This window comes from Roseburia sp. AF12-17LB, assembly GCF_003479605.1.
Lineage (GTDB): Bacteria > Bacillota > Clostridia > Lachnospirales > Lachnospiraceae > Roseburia_C > Roseburia_C amylophila.
Window position 1 is genome coordinate 96,624 of the sequence record NZ_QUHR01000004.1, and the last position, 17,757, is coordinate 114,380.

The window sequence follows — 17,757 nt, forward strand, 5'->3', positions numbered from 1 at the left end:
AGCCCAAAATTATAAAAAGATAATAAATTTCATAAATAAATGATGAAAAATAGAGATTGTGAAAAATATTTTCCAGTTGTTTTCAATGGCTTGTTTCTGCGGTTTAAGTGCCTTAAGATGAAGGTAAATAAAATACAGCAGAAAGGAGAAGAACGTGTATAATCATTTATTTCAGCCAATTTCTATTAATGGAATGATATTAAAAAATAGAATTGTGGCAACACCGACAGGTGATGATTTTGAAGAAAAAGCATTGGGCGGTGCAGCACTTGTAATTGCGGGACATGCAATAGTAGAACCGGGACGTTCCAGTTTTGCAAGTCCGGAAGAACCGTATCCATTTGCCAAGTATGAAAGAGAAGCCACCAGAAAGAAAGTGTTGAAGATTCACAAAGGCGGAGCGAAAGCTTCTATCGAAATCTTTCACGCAGGACAGGATGCAAGAACGGTGGATTATGCGAAAGGACCGTCTGGATTTATCCGCCCGGATGGAGTGGAAGTAAAGGAAATGGATGAAGCGTTGATGGAAGAAACGTTGCAGTGGTATGCCGAGACCGCAGCAAGTGCAAGAAAAATTGGTTTCGATTCCATTTTTCTTCACTTCGGACATGGCTGGCTTCCGGCACAGTTCCTTTCCCCACATTACAATCACCGGACAGATTCCTACGGTGGAAGCATCGAAAACCGCAGCCGTTTTCCACTTCGGATATTAGAAACCGTCCGGAAAGCAGTTGGAAAAGATTATCCGATTGATATGCGTGTCAGTGCCTATGAATGGATTGAAGATTCCATAAGCTTTGAGGATGTGATGTACTTCCTGAAGCAGGCAGAGCGGTATGTGGATACTGTTCAGATTTCATCTGGAATTGATAAAGTGTTTGAAGCAAATGTGCATTGCATCACAACCAATCTGGAAGAAGAAATGCCGAATCTCAAATGGGCAAAAATTGCAAAACAGGAGCTTAAGATTCCGGTTTCTGTGGTCAGCGCCGTTATGACGCCGGAAATGGCAGATGAAATTATTGCAAAGGGTTACGTGGATATGGTGGCATTTGGAAGAACACTTCTGGCAGACCCGAACTGGCCGAAGAAAGCACTGGAGGGGCATCCGGAAGACATTGTTCCGTGTCTCAGATGCTCCAACTGTTATCACATTTCCACAGACCACTGGAATGTAGGCTGCTCGGTAAATCCAAGATATCACAATGAGGAATTTATTCCATCAGGTCTTGATTTGCCGGAAGCAAAAGAGAAAAAACATGTGGTAATCGTTGGTGGAGGACCGGCAGGCATGAAAGCTGCCATGACAGCATATGACCGGGGACATCAGGTGACATTGCTGGAAAAAGAAAGTGAACTGGGCGGCATGCTTCGCTTCATTGAAAAAGAAGCACACAAGGAAGAAGTTAAGCGGCTTTTAAATTATTACCGGACGCAGATGGCAAAAAGAAAGATAGAGGTTCGTCTGAACACAGAAGCAACACCGGAGTTCATAAAAGAGCTTCAGCCGGATTCATTGATAGTTGCCCTTGGTGCTACGGAGCGGGTTCTTCCGATTCCGGGAATTGATAATCCCAAGGTACAGCTTGCAACAAAAGCGATTATGCATCCGGAACAGCTAGGACAGGATATTGTAATCCTCGGTGGAGGAAGTATTGGATGCGAGATAGGATTGGAACTTGCCGAGCAGGGAAAGAATGTTTCCATTCTGGAACTGACCGATACACTGGCAGCAAATGCCAACTCTTTATACCGGGAAGCATTACGTCAGAAGTTTTTGCAGTATGAGAATCTTCACAGCCTGTTAAAATGCGGTTGCAGCAGAATCGAAGAGGATGTTGTTGTTTATAAGGATGAAAAGGGAGAAGAGAAGAGTATTTCCTATGACAACCTGATTCTTTCTACCGGACTTTCGGCACAGAAAAAGCTTGTAGAAGCATTTTACGGAATTTGTAAAGATACCATAGCAATTGGGGACTGTATCAGTCCATCGAACATTATGAATGCAAATTTTGAAGGGTTTGCAGCAGGATTAAATATATAAGAAAAATGTGAATTACACAAAAGAAAGGGGTAATACGAATGAAAGACTACTCAGAATTAATTCAGGCGGTTATCGCCGGCGTGGGTGGCACAGATAATATTGAAAGTTGTATTCACTGTGCAACAAGACTCCGTTTTACATTAAAGGATGGAGCAAAATTTGATCAGGCTTCCTTAAAGAAAGTAAAAGGTGTACTGGGAACCTTAATCGGCTCCGGATATTATCAGGTATTAATCGGACCAAATGTAGGTGATGTTTATGCACAGCTTGCAGAAGTTCCGGCACTGAAATCCAAATTAAAAGCAGAAAATCCAGCAGAAGCTGTGGATGAAGGGAAGAAGAAAGTCGGACTTTTAGACAGATTTACAAAAATGATGTCCGATGTATATGCACCGTATATTCCGATTCTGGCAACCGGTGGTATCGCATCCGGATTAATTGGATTACTGGCAAACCTTGGCGTAGTAGACAGCACAGGTCTTACTTACCAGACCTTTTATTCTATTTTTTATTCGCTGATTTATTTCTTCCCGATTCTGTTGGCATTTACAGCAGGAAAGCATTTTAAATGTAATCCATATGTAGCCGTAACACTGGGTGCATCCATTATGTATCCTGGTGTAGCAGACCTTCTGGTAACCGGTGAGAAAGCTTCCTTATTGGGAATTAACTTTACCGCATATAATTTCAGCGGTTCCTTTATCCCGATTTTACTGGCAATATTCTGCATGAGTTATTTTGAAAAATGGCTGAAAAAGATTTTGCCACAGGTAGTGCAGTTTATCCTTGTTCCATTCTTATGTTTGATTGTATTTGTTCCACTTAGCATTCTTGTATTTGGACCACTGGGCGGACTTGTTGCAAACGGAATTAATGCTGTATACGGTGTAATAAGCGCAAGCAAGATTCTTGTAGGCATTGTATTTGGTGGATTATTCTCCTTGGTAATCCTTCTTGGTATGCACTGGGCAGTTACTCCGATTCTACTTGGAATTATGGCAGAGCAGGGCTTTGAGCCGGCACTGGCAGCAGGTGGAATGGGCAACTATGCAGCACTTGGAATCTGCCTTGCAGTAGCAGTATTTGCAAAAAATGCAGGAGACAAGACAACTGCCGGCTCAGCAGCATTTACCAATGCACTTTGTGGTATTACAGAACCTGGACTTTACGGTATCATTTTAAGAAGCAAATGGTTGCTTGGAACAATGATTGTTTCCGGTGCAGCAGCAGGATTAGTTCTTGGAATCGGCGGTGTTGCAGCAACAAACTTCTCCTTCTCAGGACTTCTTGCTTTCAGTGGCTGGTTTGGATGTGTCAACTTCCCGATGTACTGCGTAGGAATTATTGTATCCATTGTTTTAGGATTCGGAATTACAGCATTCCTGCTTAAGAGCGGAAAAGTAAAAGAATATGACTAGAATATAATTGATGCGGGAAACCCGCAAAGCATATTTTAGGTAATTTACAATATCTTCCCTTTTTTTCCGGTGGATTCTCTGCTAAAATAAATGTAAAATTATTTGGCAAAGGCTGCCGGAAGAAAGGGAAATGCTATGATTATAGAAAAACTGATGAAGCAGGCAGACTTTACAGATGTTGAAAAAAGTATTGCAGCTTATTTGATGAAAAATGGGTTTGATGTAAAAAATATGTCCATTCAGTCCTTGGCGCGTGCGACTTTTTCGTCGCCGTCTACTATTACAAGATTTTGTAGAAAGCTGGGACTGGATGGATATAAAAAATTTCAGATTCTGTTTTATTCAGAATATGAAGCATTTGCAAATCAGGGCGTAGTAGATGCAAACTATCCTTTTTCGGGAAATGACTCTTTTGAACAGATAGCAAGGAAACTTGCAAAATTAAATAATGAGACTATAAGAAAAACAGTGTCTGGATTTGATTATAACCAGCTGCACCGCATTGTACAGCGGATGAGCAGAGCTGATATGATTAATGTTTTCAGTGTGGGTACATCTGCCACAGTAGCACTGGAATTTCAACAGAAAATGCTGCGTTTTGGTAAAATAGTAAACTTGACGATGAGTTCCTGTTTCCTGCCGGGCTATGCGCTGACAGCAACGGAGCACACCGTCAATCTTGCAATTTCCCAGTCTGGTGAAAACCGGGATGTGGTAGAAAGCTTAAAGCTTCTGAAAAAGAATAAACGGTACAGCGTAGGAATTACGGCAACTCCAGACAGCTCCGTGGCGAAAATGTGTCAGGAAGTCATCCTGGTGGACATCCAGGAGCAGGGCTCTTATGAAGAGAAAATAGATACGTTTGCGGTATATAGTGCATTCCATTTTATATTGGATTGCATGTTTTCATTTTTGTATCAGCTTGATTATGAAAGCAATGAAAAGGAGACAAAGGAAAAGGCGTATTTCATAAAAGAAAGCAAAGAGCAGTAGAAAGACAAGGATGTTGTCTATAGTTATGTAAACCAACCAGGCTTGGCAGCATAGAAGTGAAAAAAGAAAAGAAAGGCGGGAAATAGAGATGTTTTCCATTTTTAAAAATAAAGAAAATTCTGCAGAAGAGAACCAGACACCGGTTCTGAAAGCATATCTGTCGGGAAAAGTAATTCCGATTGAAGAAGTAAAGGATGAGGTATTTTCCTCAAAGGCGTTAGGTGATGGACTGGCAATTGAGCCGGAAGGAAATATTGTTACTGCTCCGTGTGCCGCAACAGTATCTTTATTAATGGATGATTCGAAACATGCGGTTGGAATGACGCTTTCCAACGGTGCAGAGATTCTGATTCATGAAGGAATCGATACCGTAAATATGCAGGGAGAAGGTTTCAAGTATTTTGTAAAACAGGGACAAAAGGTAAAAGCGGGAGACAAGCTCTTAGAATTTGACCCGGAGAAAATCAAAGCCCAGGGATATGAGAAAACCTGCATTCTGGTATTTACCAACGGAGATGAGTACCCGGATATGAAGATTCATACCGGAATGGATGCAGTACAGAACGAGACGGTAATCGTAGAATTTTAAGCTGGATAAAAGACACAGAGGCAGAATAAAAAATATAGAAAGATACCGGAACTCTGGAGGTTACTTGAAATATAAAGTAATCACCGGAGTTCTTTTCATTTTTGCCAAGGGCATTTCCGGATAATCCTTAAGTTTTCCGCGGAATCATCCGACATAATAAATTAGTAAGACATATGGACAGACCGTGAAAATGGAGGAATTTCATGCGGATAGAACAGAATCAGAAAATGGATGCCAATGTAGTGGTGACAGGAAACGCCAGACAGGACAATGTGGCAGCTGCGAAGAAGGACGCATCCATTGTAAGAATAGAAAAAGACAGAAAGGCAGATCGTCTGTTAGAGCAGCCGACTTATGGCAAGCCGGAAAAAGAGGGAAATGCCTTAGAGAAGATTAAGGAGCAGGCATCCAATCTGGACGCAACCCAGATGAAAAATGAGATGCTTTTTGCATCAGACCATACTACGGGAAAAGATGTAAAAGCAATGGAAGAAGATGGATTTTCCCTGACGGATACGGAGATTCCAACGGTAGTAACCGAGACCGATAAGATGAAGATGCGTCTGGCAAAGTCAGGAGAAGACATCAGCTATTTCGGGGACGGACTCAGTGATGCCCAGATTGAAGCGATGGCAGGAAGCACTGCAATGGCACAGCATATAGAATCAGCCCTGAATACCGTAAATATCCCGGTGACAGAGAATAATGTAAAAGATATTACAGAGACTGCCAATATGATGGAAGAACTTCATACACCGGATGAAGGAAGCATGAAATATATACTGGATAATGAACTGCCGGTTACCACTGCCAATTTGTACAAAGCAGAATTTTCCGGAAGTGCAACCTATGCCGGAATCCAGCAGATGACAGACCTTGATTATGATGCGTTAAAGCAGCAGATAGAAGCCGTAATATCCGAAAGCGGCATGGATGTCAATGAGCAGAATATGGCAGATGGCAGATGGCTCATTGAAAATGGTATTCCACTGACTGCAGAGAATTTGGAAAAGTTATCCACTTTACAGCAGTTACAGCTTCCACTTGGCGAAGAAGAAATCATAACGGTATCGGCAGAGGCAATTTCCGATGGAATCCGTCCGCAGGATGTCGTACTTTCCGGAAATGATTTCAAGGATCAGGCACAGGATGCATTGGACGTCATTACCAATGTAACGGATGAGGAACTTGCCTATGTGGTAAATTCCGGAGAACCGTTTACTATTGAGAATCTGAAAAAAGCTGCGGATGAGATAAAGAACAAGGACACAAAAGTTTCAGCGGCAGCGGATAAAACAGCTTATACGAAAAGCGGCTTAGACCTTCTGACTGCAAGAAGACAGTTAGAGGAAACCAGACTGAAAATGACCAGTGAAGCGAACCTTTCTTTACTGAAAAAAGGAATTTCCATTGATACCATGGAATTGTCCCAGCTGGTGGAAGAACTGAAAACACAGGAAAATGAATATTACAGCAGACTCCTTTCCGGGGATGGCATTGTACCAAAGGAAGCGGATGTGGCATTGTTCCGGAATGTCATGGACACATCTGAAGCATTAAAAGCGATGCCGGCATATGCTCTTGGAATCCATCCGGTAGATGAAACAACATTGCAGAGTCTCTATGAAGATGGAGCTGCCTTAAAGGATACCTTTGAAAAGGCAGGAGAACGATATGAGACTATGATGACCGCACCTCGTCAGGACATGGGAGATTCCATTTCCAAGGCATTCCGCAATGTGGATGATATTTTAAAGGATTTAGACCTGGAAACAAGCTATGGAAATCAGCGTGCCGTCAGAATCTTAGCTTATAACCAGATGGAGCTGACACCGGAAAATATTGCGGAAATGAAAGCTGCGGATGAAGAAGTGCAGCGGGCATTTGACCATTTAAAACCGGCAGTTGTCCGTACCATGATACAAGAAGGCATGAATCCACTGGATATGAGCTTTGAAGAGATAAATACCGTATCTGAGCAGATTCAGGAAGAACAGGGCATTACCGAAGAGGAAAAATTCAGTAAATACCTTTATAAATTAGAGCAGAATAAGGAAATCAGCGAAGAAGAACGAAGTGCTTATATTGGTGTATACCGGCTGATCCGTCAGGTAGAAAAGACAGACGGCGCAGCAATCGGAGCCTTGCTGCAGCAGGGCGGAGATATTACATTGCGTGGACTTCTGACTCAGGTTCGTTCCGCAAAGCATGGTGCCATGGATTATCAGGTAGATGATGATTTTGGAGGCGTACAGACCAAAGAAGGAGCCGGCATTTCCATTACGGAACAGATTGAGGGAGTGTACCAGAAGAATAAGCTTTCCGATGTGAAAGACGGACTGGCACCGGAGAAGGTGGCACCGTTTATGAAGGATGAAAAATGGCTTTCCATGACACCGGAAGAGCTGGCAGATGCCATGAAAGAAGTGGAGCAGAAAGAAGAAACAGAGGCAGCTTACCGGAAGGAACAGGTACAGGAGCTGTCCCAGGCAGCAGCGGCACCACAGGAAGTCTATGAGTGGTTAGAACAGCTTGATATGCCGGCAACCGTCAACCGGGTGCTTGCAGCGGCAGATTATATGAATAACCGGAATCAGGTATTTAACCGTCTGTTTAAGATGGCAGACCGGAGCGAAAATCTGTCAGAGGAACTGGAAAATATCAAAGAAAAAATATTTTCTGATTTTGCAGAGGCAGTTAAGACACCGAAGGAAATGGCAGAGGCTCAGCGGAAGCTGGCAGATACCGCTGAGAATGTCATGAAGACCATGATGATGTCGGAGGATAATCTTACAAGCCTTGATTTGCAGGAACTGAAAATGATGCATACCCAGATTGCTTTGGGAAGTGCGGCGGCAAAAAAAGAAGAATATGCAGTTCCGGTGCTGGTACAGGGCGAGACCTGCAATGTGTCTCTTAAGATTGTCCGTGGCGAAGAAAAGAAAGGTCTAGTAGACATCGTCTTTGAGACAGACCGCTTAGGAAGAGTGGCAGCACAGCTTCGTGCCGGCAAGGAAAAGATTTCCGGTTATATTGCAGCAGAATCCAAAGAGACCACTGCATTATTTGAAAGCCATGCGAAAGAGTGGGAAAATCTTTTTGCACAGGAGCCGGGACAGGAAGTCAGCATCAGCTATATGACCGGAGAAATAAAGAAGGATGGAATCCATCACAGCACAGAAGTTTCTTCTGAAAATACAGACAAGACGGAAGAAAAGAATTCTTCAGATACGGAAATTCAGACAAAGACACTTTATGGAATGGCAGAAAGTTTCCTAAAAGCGGTTAAGTCCTTAGAAAGGTAGTCCGATATACAATACATAAGACATGGAACGTCGATAGACCGCAAGGATGCGGGCATGAATGGAAGAAAGGAATTAAGATAAATGAAAGTAAACCATAACATGTCAGCGGTAATTACAAATAAACAGTTATTGCGTACAGAAAATAAAGTAACCGAGGCAATGGAGCGTCTGTCCTCCGGATTAAAGATTAATCATTCCAAAGATAATCCGGCAGGTATGGCAATTTCCAATAAATTAAATTTACAGATTGAAGGACTTGACCAGGCATCCCAGAATGCGTCTGATGGTATTTCCGTATTACAGACAACCGATGGAGCCTTAAATGAAGTGACTTCCCTGATACAGAGAATGCGTGAGCTTTCTGTACAGGCAGCCAGTGATTCCAATACACCGGATGATAAGAAAGCAATTCAGCAGGAAGTAGAAGAATTAAAGAAAGAAATTAACCGTGTCAGCAAGGATACCGAGTTCAATACCAAATCCTTACTGGATGGCAGCATCCAGCGAAGAGTATATGGAACCAACGCTACAAGAATGGCAGTATCCAGTAATGTAACCGCAGCAGATTATACCGTAACCATCAATCAGGCAGCTGAGACTGCAAAGAAGGATGCAGATACCGTTGCATTTAATGATATGACAGCAACAATCGGAGCGTCCGGTAAAATGAAAATTAACAGTTCATCCGTAGAAATAGAAGCAACCGATACCTATGAGCAGGTCTTTGAGAAAATCAGAACAGCCGGTGAGTTAGGCGAGACTACCGTAAAAGCAGATGGCGGTAAGCTTTCCTTTGAATCCACTGCATATGGAGAGACAGGCAAAGTAGAAATCACAATCAGCGATGCTGCGTTGGCAGCACAGCTTGGATTTAATTCCATGACACCGGCAGTATCTTACGGAACCAATGCTGAGGTAGATATTCATGCTGCAGGAAGCGGATTTTCAACCACTGCAACTGCCGCAGTCGATGGCAATAAAGTAACTATTACAGACCGTGATGGATTTGAAATGTCTTTTCTTACCAAGAGCGGACTTGCCGCGGGAAGCACTGTTAAATTAGAAGTGACCGATATTGGAACCATGGATCTTCAGGTAGGAGCCAATGAAAACCAGACCATTAAAGTAGATATTCCGGAGATTGATACCGAGACCTTATATCTGGATGATTTGGATGTAACAACCGTAACCGGAGCAGACCGGGCAATCGTTGCATTAGATAATGCACTGGCAAGAGTATCTTCTGTACGTTCTGCCATCGGAGCCTGTGAGAACCGTCTGGATTCTACTGTAGGAAGTCTTGATGAGACCAGCGAGGATATGACATCTGCACTTTCCCGTATTTCAGATGTAGATATGGCAGAGGAAATGACCAATTATACACAGCAGAATGTATTGTCCCAGGCAGCAATTTCCGTATTGTCTCAGGCAAATGATATTCCACAGCAGGTATTACAGTTACTTCAGTAATCAAAGGAGACTGTCATGGATAGTAGAACGAAGCAGGACTTTACCAGAAGGATTACCCAGAGTAACCGCAGTGAACTGGTAGTGGTTTTATATGATATCTGCTTTTCTTATCTTGATGAAGCAGAAAAAAATCTGAAGGAAAAAGATTTTGATGTATACAAAGAAGCCGTCCGGAAAGCTGATGCAGTGATTGGAGAACTTCAGGCGGCATTGAATTTTCAATATGAACTTTCCCCACAGCTTTATCCGCTTTATTCCTATTGCAGAAGAGAGCTGATGTGTAGTATGTATCAGCAGAGCGGTGACGGCATCGCCCATGCAAAAAGAGTTCTGAGCGGTTTGTATCAGGCCTTCTGCGAGGTCGCAAAGCAGGATACCTCAGAACCCTTAATGCACAATACCCAGCAGGTATATGCGGGTATGACGTATGGAAAAGAACAATTAAATGAAAATTTTCAGGAGTCAGATACTTCCAGAGGATTCTTCGCATAAGAATCCTCTGTTTTTTGTTTTAAGCGGCGCAGCAGAAATTTATATTTCAGCTGCATGGCATTTACTTCATAAATATAGGCATCAATCAGATCCGGTTCTACAACATTCTGAAAATTCGCATATGCGAAGTCTAAGTCATTCTTTGTCCGGTTTAAATCATCTAAAAGTAAGCGGTAGCCGGCATCCGGCGCAGGTGTGTTTTTTACAATTCCAAACAATACGATCCCCACTTTCTTTATGGAAAATAAATCCTCTTTTTACTAAGTATAATCAGAAAAATCCAATCTATACAAAAAAAAGGAATATTTTTTTTTGCAGAAAAATATGTTAATGGTAAGGAAATGGATACTTGAAAAGGATTTTAAGCAGTGTAATGAGTAAAGAAACAGGAATTATGGTGATTATAGGCATTTGTCTGCTGGTTTTGTTTATCGGAATCTTAAAACAGAGGGCAGACCTTGTCTTAAATTTTGTTGTCCGGATGGCAGCAGGAGCGGTGGCAATTGTCTTTTGCAACCAGCTGCTTTCGAAGAATGGCATAGACGTTATGGTGGGACTGAATCCATGGAGCCTTACAACGGTGGGACTGCTGGGAGCAGGAGGATTTACCCTGCTTTATGGAATTATGGCATATCGTCTGATGTAATATTTGTGAAATGTGACGAAAGAAAAAACTTTCCCAATTCGACATGTACAAGGTCATGGGGACATCGTATAATGCGATTACAGCGAAGGGGGAAGGAATTATAACAATACTGGTGATAATTATGCTTGGACTGGCAGTTTGCTTTGACTTATGGAAGTCAAAAATACCGAACTGGCTGACGGGCATGGGGGTGATGACAGGATATGCAGCACATATCCGGGGAGAAGGAGAAAAGGGAATTATACTGGTAACAGTAATGATGTTAATTCCCGTGATTCTATTCTATTTATTATTCTTGATGCATGCAATGGGAGCCGGAGACATTAAGCTTTTTATGGCACTCTCCTGCATGACAGATTATTCTATTGTGCTTCACACAATTATTTTTTCCTTATGTTTGGCAGCAGTATACGGATTGTTCCGGCTGATAAGGCAGGGAACATTAATACAGCGTATATTGTATTTTAGAACTTATATGCAGAGCAGTCTGGTGAGAAAACAGTGGGTGCCTTATCGGGAGCAGTCCGGTATGGATGATTCCTGCATGCATCTGGCACCGGCGGTACTGGGCGGCTATTTACTGACATTGGGGGTGGTGTAATGAATCAGATATCAATTGCAATCTGCGATGCGGACAGTGCCTATGGAAATAAACTGGCAGAATATCTTCTGGAGACAGGAAATGTGGCAAAGGCAGAAGTATATACAGACTGGAACAGTGTGGAGGCAGATTTAAATGAAGAAAAAAGAGATATCTGGCTGATTAATTCAGGGCTGTTGAAAGAAGCAGAAACCCTTCCTTTAAAGAAAGAAATGGTATGTCTGGCAGAAGAACGGCTGGGAGCAAGAGAGGCAGCATTGCCGCATATTTATAAGTACCAGTCTGCCAATGTCATCCTGCAGGAAATGTATGCATTACTGGCGGAGCGTCCAACGGAAATCTGTCTGCGGGGAAGCAGGAAGGGTCGTACCATAGGACTGCTGTCACCCTGGTATGACGGGCTGTCTTTATTGGCAGGACTGGCTGTAGCACAGGTTTTGGCAGAGAAGGGAAAGGTTTTATACATTAATACCAGAGGATATTGCGGCATGAAGCTGCCGGAAATGGAAGAAAGCCATAATTTATCCGATGTTTTGCTATCTCTCCGGCTTGGAAGTACCAATGGGGGTGCCAGCGTGATGAGCGGAATTACTACTGTGGGCGAACTTGGCATTATGGTTCCGGTAGAACAGGCAGTTTTATTGGGTGAAGTAAAAGCACAGGATTATCACAGACTTTTAGAAATTATCTGGCAGGAATTGTCCTTTGATTATGTGATATTAGAGATACAGCCGGAGCTTGCTGATACGGGAAGAATTATCGAAGAGTGTGACAGGGTGTATGCATTTTTAAAGCAGGAATATGGAATGGATACGGTAGAGCAACAGCTTATGTCACAGGAAGTAAAAGGAAAGATTCAGATTATAAAGATTCCGGAACGATTGCAGACAGGTGAAAGATATGAAAATTCCGGTAATCCGGTTGCAGCAGCAGGCTATTTCAAAGAGTGGATAGCACAGGAAATAGAAAGAGAAGAAGACAATGAAAAAGAAATGCCTTAGGAAAGAAGTAGATAAGGAAATGGATAAGAAAGTACATAAGTAAATGCGTAAGAAGATGTATGGGGGAAAGGCATTCAGATGGAGACAAAGGAGAATTTAAAGGAACGCTTGAAGCATCAGGTAATGGAACGGATGGACATTTCAAGAACCATGGAAGATGAAGAAATCTTAGAACTGGTGCAAAAGACTTTGGAAGAAGACAGCCATAGAATGCCTATGAGTATTTCCATGCGGCAGAATCTGATTCGGGAAATCTTTCATTCCCTGCGGAGGCTGGATATTTTGCAGGAGCTTATTGAGGATGCTGACATTACAGAAATTATGGTAAATGGGACCAAAGGAATCTTTTATGAAAAGGCAGGGAGGCTTTATCAGTGGGATAAACACTTTACATCAGAAGAAAAGCTTCAGGATGTCATACAGCAGATTGCAGGAGGCAGTAACCGTATGGTAAATGAATTACATCCTATTGTAGATACCAGACTGCCGGATGGCTCCCGGGTAAATATTGTCTTAAAACCTATTGCCATAGATGGAACAGCGTTGTCCATCCGCCGTTTTCCCAAAGAGCCTGTCCGGATGCAGACACTGATAGAATGGGGTTCTATTTCAAGGGAAGTGGCAGATTTTTTAAAGCATCTGGTGTGTGCCGGCTATAACATTTTTGTATCAGGAGGAACAGGAAGCGGTAAGACTACATTTCTAAATGCTTTGTCGGAATTTATTCCAAAGGAAGAACGTGTGGTTACCATTGAGGACTCAGCGGAGCTGCAGCTGCTTGGGCTACCCAATCTGGTGCGTCTGGAGAGCCGGGATATCAAGCTTCCGGGAGCAGAGGAGATTACCATCCGGGATTTGATAAAAAGTGCACTTCGTATGCGCCCAAACCGGATTATCGTCGGGGAATGCCGTGGGGCAGAAGCACTGGATGTCCTGCAGGCAATGAATACCGGACACTCCGGCAGCCTGAGTACCGGACATGCCAATTCGGCAATGGATATGGTAAGCCGCCTTGAGACGATGGTGCTGATGGGAATGGATATGCCGCTGGCAGCAATCCAGAGTCAGATAGCATCGGCCATTGATATTATCATACAACTTGGCAGAATCAGGGATGGCAGCAGAAAATTGCTGCAGGTTGTGGAAGTGAAGGGGGTAGAAAATGGCAAGGTATGTTTACACGAGCTCTTCCGGTTCCGGGAGAAAAAAGAACAGGGAAGCATCGGCGGAATCTGGGAGAAGAAAGGAGAACTTCTCTATCAGGAAAAATTACAGGCTGCCGGATTATCGTCAATATCATTTTAAGAAAAGACAGTTTTTATTATATGTTGGAGAATTTCTGCTGCTGGATATTCTGATAGGCTGGCTGTTTTATCAGTCCACTCTGGCAATTCTTGCAGGATTTGGTTTATGTCCAGTATTTCTTCGAAACAAAAGGAATTCTGCTAAGATACAGCGCCAGAATGATTTAAAGCTTCAGTTTAAGGATGCACTGCTATCGGCAGCAGGAGCAATGCGGGCAGGATATTCCATTGAAAATGCGTGGCGGGAAGCAAAAAAAGATGTGATACAGCAGTATGGCATGGAAAGTGATATGGCGGTGGAAATGCGCCAGATGATACACCAGATGGACTGTAATGTGCCATTGGAGCAGCTGTTAGAGGATTTTGCAGAGCGGAGCCGGATAGAGGATGTAGAGCAGTTTGCGGGAATTTTTTCTTATGCCAAGCGGAGCGGCGGGGATTTTACTGCAATTATGGGAAATACAGTTCGGCAGATGGCAGACCGGATGGAATTGCAGGAAACCATAGAGACAGCATTGACAGCAAGGAAGATGGAACAGAAGGTAATGAATGTAATTCCCTTATTTATACTGGCATTTGTCAATGTGACATCGGGAAGCTTTTTGGAAGCATTGTATGGGAATGTGGCGGGGGTGCTGATTATGACAGGGTGTCTTATTCTCTATGGACTGGCATATCTTTGGTCAGAGAAAATCGTAAGACGTATTGGAGAAAGTATATGTTAAAGAAAATGAAGAAGCAAAAGAAAAAGCTGGCAATTCTGGTACTTTTGGCAGCAGTTTTACTGGGAATTGCAGCGGAGTGGATGCAAAAGCAGGAATCTCATTTTAAGGAGAACTGTTTAATAAGAAATGAACCGGGGGAAGGAGACTATCAGGAATCTTTAAATTATATAGAAGAAGATAGTGGGGAAAAAGGGCAGATTGTATTAAATCTGCAGGAACGTACTTTAACAGCAGCGGAATGGAAAGAGATATTGCCGGAGGCAGAAAAAGAAGCAGAAGAAGTATTTCGAAACGGGCAGCAGGCAGACCATGTCAGTGGACAGGTGGTTTTATGCGAACGTGTTAAAAATGGTCTCATTTCTGTGGAATGGAAGTTAGAACCGGATATCTGGATTGATTTACAGGGAAATATAGAGGAAGAAAATCTTTTGCCGGGGCAGGTGGTGAATGCTACCGCAATTTTGTCGAATGGAAAAAATCAGGCAGAGTATTCCTTTCCCATCTGTCTTTATCCTTCAGAAAACCAGAATGAAACCAATCTGGGAAAAAAGATAGAACAATATCTTTATAATCAAAATGCAGAAGAAAAAGAAGTGGAGCTGCCACAGAATATGGATGGTGTAGCACTTCGCTGGGAAGAAGAAACCGAGAAGCCGTTGGTTATTTTTCTCTTCCTGGGGATATTTGCAGCAGTAGTGATTCTATGGAGTGGGAAAAAGGAACAGCAGGATGCAAAAAAACGTTGGGAAGAGGAATTGGTAAAAGATTATCCGGAAATGGTTAGTCGATTGGGATTATTATTAGAAGCCGGTATGTCATTGCGTCAGGCGTGGAAGAAGCTGACAGATACATATGAGAGTAAACGGAAGGAACAAAGACTGCCAAAACGTGCCGGTTACGAGGAAATGCTGCTTACCAGAAGAGAATTAGAGGATGGAATGGGGGAAAGCCTGGCATATGAGCGGTTTGGAGAACGATGCGGACTGGCATCCTATCGCAGGTTTGCATCTATTCTGACACAGAATCTCAAGAAGGGAACTGTAGGAATCGGCAGAATTCTTGCAAAAGAATCAGAGGATGCATTTTCCCAGCGAAAGACTATGGCGCAGCGACTGGGAGAGGAAGCAGGAACAAAATTATTGTTTCCTATGCTAATGATGATGGTGGTGATTATGGTCATTCTTGTTGTGCCTGCATGTATGACCATGCACATATAAGTTACCAGGCAGCCGTAAGAAGCTGTCAGTGGCAGGTTTCGGCTGTAAGCAGATAACAGGTAACTAAAACAATATGTAACTAAAACAATAGGTAAATAAAGGAGGAAGGAACATGAAAGGTGTAGTAAATGTAAAACGGACAAATCCAATGAACGTTGTAAAAAGAATAAAAGGAAGTCTGACCCGGTTTTTAAAAGAGGAAGATGGGGTAGGTGTTGTGGAAGTGGTTCTGATTCTGGTGGTTCTGATTGGACTGATTGTTATTTTTAAATCAAAACTGACGGTTCTTTTAAACAGTATCTTTTCGACAATTACCCAGCGGACCGGTTCTTTGTAGAAAATGGAAAGAACAAGGGAAAAAGGGAGTATTACATTGTTCTTAAGCCTTGCATTGACGATGATTTTAAGTCTGGTATTTACTCTGCTGGAATCTGCACGCCTCTATGGATTAGAGGCGCAGAGCAAAATGGAAACGGAACTTTTGCTGGAATCCAAAATGGCAGAGTATGATACCGCGCTTTTTGAGCAGTATCATTTCTATTTCCTGGAGGCAGGCAGGAAAGGAGAGCCGGAACTTAGTAGTCTGGAACAGTCATTGCAGGAACTTGGAGAAGAGAACCTTAAGGCGAAGCCGGGATTCTTAAAAATGTCATATACCAATCTTTATGAGATGCAGTTAGAGAACTGCTATATTACGAATTATACGATGGCAACCGATGATGCGGGAGCTGAATTTCGAAGGCAGGCAGCAGATTATGTAAAGCGTACCATGGGAATTGCGGCCATTGAAAAATTATATGAAAAGGCAACAGAAGCAAAGGAACTGACAGAAGACAATAAAGACATCGAGAAGAAGTTCGAAGCTGCTATTCAGGAGACCGATACACAGAGTGGGCTGGAAAGAAACACAAAACGGAATAGCGCAAATCAGAAGAATGAGAATCCACTGGATTATGTAAAAGAACTCAAGAATAAAAGTATCCTGTCACTGGTGGTAGAAGATGTATCAGCGGTATCGACACAGACCATTGATTTATCCGATGATATTGCAAAGAGAACCTGTTTTACAGGAAATGGAGAGGCACAGCAGGAGGATATGACAACGGGACTTTTCTTCCGGGAATATTTATTGAAGCAGTTTAGTGATTACCGAAATCAGAGTGAGTCGGAAGTGTTGCAATATGAGATGGAATATCTCATTGCAGGGAAAGATTCTGATGTGGCAAACCTTGCTGGCGTTGCAGAACGCATGCTGGCGATTCGTGAGGTGGCAAACTATATTTATTTGAAAGGGGATGCCGAGAAAACGGCATTGGCGAATACCATAGCACTTGTAACTGCGGGCTGGACAGCTAATCCGGCGGTAGTCAAGGTGGTAGAAGAAGGAATTCTTGTGGCATGGGCATTTTCAGAAAGCATAAAAGATGTAAAAACGCTTTTAAAGGGTGGCAAGGTTCCTTTTTTAAAAGGAAATGCCGAGTGGACATTAGACGTTGGAGCATTGTCGGAATCCTTTGCAAAAGAAGAGGAAAGTAAGACCAGTGAAAGTGGTTTAAGTTATGGGGATTATTTAAGAATTTTATTATATCTTACCGGACAGGAGAAGCTTACCTATCGGGCAATGAATCTGATGGAGCAGAATATCAGGCGGCTGCCGGACCGGGAGAATTTTCGGATGGACTGCATGATTGGTAGTATGGAAATACAGTGCAGTTATCTGTCAAAACCATTGTTCTTCGGGTGGTTTGGAAGTGGCGAAAGCTTCAAAGGAGATTATCATTTTCAGGAAAAAAATTCATTTTCCTATGTTTATTAACAAAAGAAGAAAGGGGGTGCATAAAGGTGTCTCTTCTCAGAATTCAAATAAAAAATCAATATAAAAAAACTCTCTCTAACCCAGATAATACAAATCTATTGTATAGCAATTCTACAAACAGAAAAGAGACACCTTT

At 42.6% G+C, this 17,757-nt stretch carries 16 protein-coding genes; 15 read left to right on the top strand and 1 reads right to left on the bottom strand.

Annotation, left to right across the window (positions count from 1 at the left end; all coding sequences use genetic code 11):
• Positions 1–154 precede the first annotated feature (154 nt).
• The 7 genes from DWV68_RS06640 to DWV68_RS06670 all read left to right on the top strand — a co-directional run bounded on the left by DWV68_RS06640 (position 155) and on the right by DWV68_RS06670 (position 10,311).
• Complete coding sequence (locus DWV68_RS06640) at positions 155–2,044, top strand: oxidoreductase (RefSeq protein ID WP_197420824.1); 1,890 nt, start codon at positions 155–157, stop codon at positions 2,042–2,044.
• Between the two features lie 38 nt (positions 2,045–2,082).
• A complete protein-coding gene (locus DWV68_RS06645) occupies positions 2,083–3,462 on the top strand; it encodes a PTS transporter subunit EIIC (RefSeq protein ID WP_118057599.1) in 1,380 nt (459 codons plus the stop codon).
• A 135-nt stretch (positions 3,463–3,597) separates the two neighbouring features.
• Positions 3,598–4,455, top strand: a complete 858-nt coding sequence (locus DWV68_RS06650) for a MurR/RpiR family transcriptional regulator (protein WP_147337986.1) — start codon at positions 3,598–3,600, stop codon at positions 4,453–4,455.
• 88 nt (positions 4,456–4,543) lie between these two features.
• Positions 4,544–5,044, top strand: a complete 501-nt coding sequence (locus DWV68_RS06655; protein WP_118057601.1) for a PTS sugar transporter subunit IIA — start codon at positions 4,544–4,546, stop codon at positions 5,042–5,044.
• 203 nt (positions 5,045–5,247) lie between these two features.
• Positions 5,248–8,349, top strand: a complete 3,102-nt coding sequence (locus DWV68_RS06660; RefSeq protein WP_118665340.1) for a DUF6240 domain-containing protein — start codon at positions 5,248–5,250, stop codon at positions 8,347–8,349.
• An 81-nt stretch (positions 8,350–8,430) separates the two neighbouring features.
• Positions 8,431–9,819 carry a flagellin N-terminal helical domain-containing protein gene (locus tag DWV68_RS06665; RefSeq protein WP_118057603.1) on the top strand — a complete coding sequence of 463 codons (1,389 nt, stop codon included), beginning with the start codon at positions 8,431–8,433 and terminating at the stop codon, positions 9,817–9,819.
• Between the two features lie 15 nt (positions 9,820–9,834).
• Positions 9,835–10,311, top strand: a complete 477-nt coding sequence (locus DWV68_RS06670; RefSeq protein WP_118057604.1) for a flagellar export chaperone FliS — start codon at positions 9,835–9,837, stop codon at positions 10,309–10,311.
• On the opposite strand, the gene DWV68_RS06675 is transcribed toward DWV68_RS06670, so the two are convergent.
• Complete coding sequence (locus tag DWV68_RS06675; protein ID WP_227700759.1) at positions 10,275–10,529, bottom strand: YaaL family protein; 255 nt, start codon at positions 10,527–10,529, stop codon at positions 10,275–10,277. The two genes, DWV68_RS06670 and DWV68_RS06675, sit on opposite strands and share 37 nt — an antisense overlap.
• 155 nt (positions 10,530–10,684) lie before the next feature.
• On the opposite strand from DWV68_RS06675, the gene DWV68_RS06680 reads away from it, so the two are divergent.
• From DWV68_RS06680 to DWV68_RS06710, 8 genes are all read left to right on the top strand, one after another.
• On the top strand, positions 10,685–10,957 hold the full coding sequence (locus DWV68_RS06680) for a pro-sigmaK processing inhibitor BofA family protein (protein WP_117698791.1): 273 nt from the start codon (positions 10,685–10,687) through the stop codon (positions 10,955–10,957).
• A gap of 55 nt (positions 10,958–11,012) precedes the next feature.
• Entirely contained in the window at positions 11,013–11,558 is a 546-nt protein-coding gene (locus DWV68_RS06685) for an A24 family peptidase (protein ID WP_158552112.1), read from the top strand.
• On the top strand, positions 11,558–12,559 hold the full coding sequence (locus DWV68_RS06690) for a hypothetical protein (RefSeq protein WP_117841882.1): 1,002 nt from the start codon (positions 11,558–11,560) through the stop codon (positions 12,557–12,559). Before DWV68_RS06685 ends, DWV68_RS06690 begins: the two co-directional genes overlap by 1 nt.
• A 78-nt stretch (positions 12,560–12,637) precedes the next feature.
• Entirely contained in the window at positions 12,638–13,864 is a 1,227-nt protein-coding gene (locus DWV68_RS06695; protein ID WP_117841883.1) for a CpaF family protein, read from the top strand.
• Positions 13,865–14,072: 208 nt separating this feature from the next.
• Positions 14,073–14,588 carry a type II secretion system F family protein gene (locus DWV68_RS14315; protein ID WP_022242871.1) on the top strand — a complete coding sequence of 172 codons (516 nt, stop codon included), beginning with the start codon at positions 14,073–14,075 and terminating at the stop codon, positions 14,586–14,588.
• Positions 14,582–15,805 (top strand): type II secretion system F family protein, encoded by a 1,224-nt coding sequence (locus DWV68_RS06700; protein ID WP_117841884.1) that lies wholly within the window; start codon positions 14,582–14,584, stop codon positions 15,803–15,805. The genes DWV68_RS14315 and DWV68_RS06700 overlap by 7 nt, the downstream gene beginning before the upstream one ends.
• 112 nt (positions 15,806–15,917) lie before the next feature.
• Positions 15,918–16,142: a Flp1 family type IVb pilin gene (locus DWV68_RS06705; RefSeq protein WP_022242873.1), complete on the top strand. Its 225-nt coding sequence runs from the start codon at positions 15,918–15,920 to the stop codon at positions 16,140–16,142.
• 36 nt (positions 16,143–16,178) lie between these two features.
• A complete protein-coding gene (locus tag DWV68_RS06710; RefSeq protein ID WP_118057605.1) occupies positions 16,179–17,621 on the top strand; it encodes a DUF5702 domain-containing protein in 1,443 nt (480 codons plus the stop codon).
• The last annotated feature ends 136 nt before the right edge of the window (positions 17,622–17,757 follow it).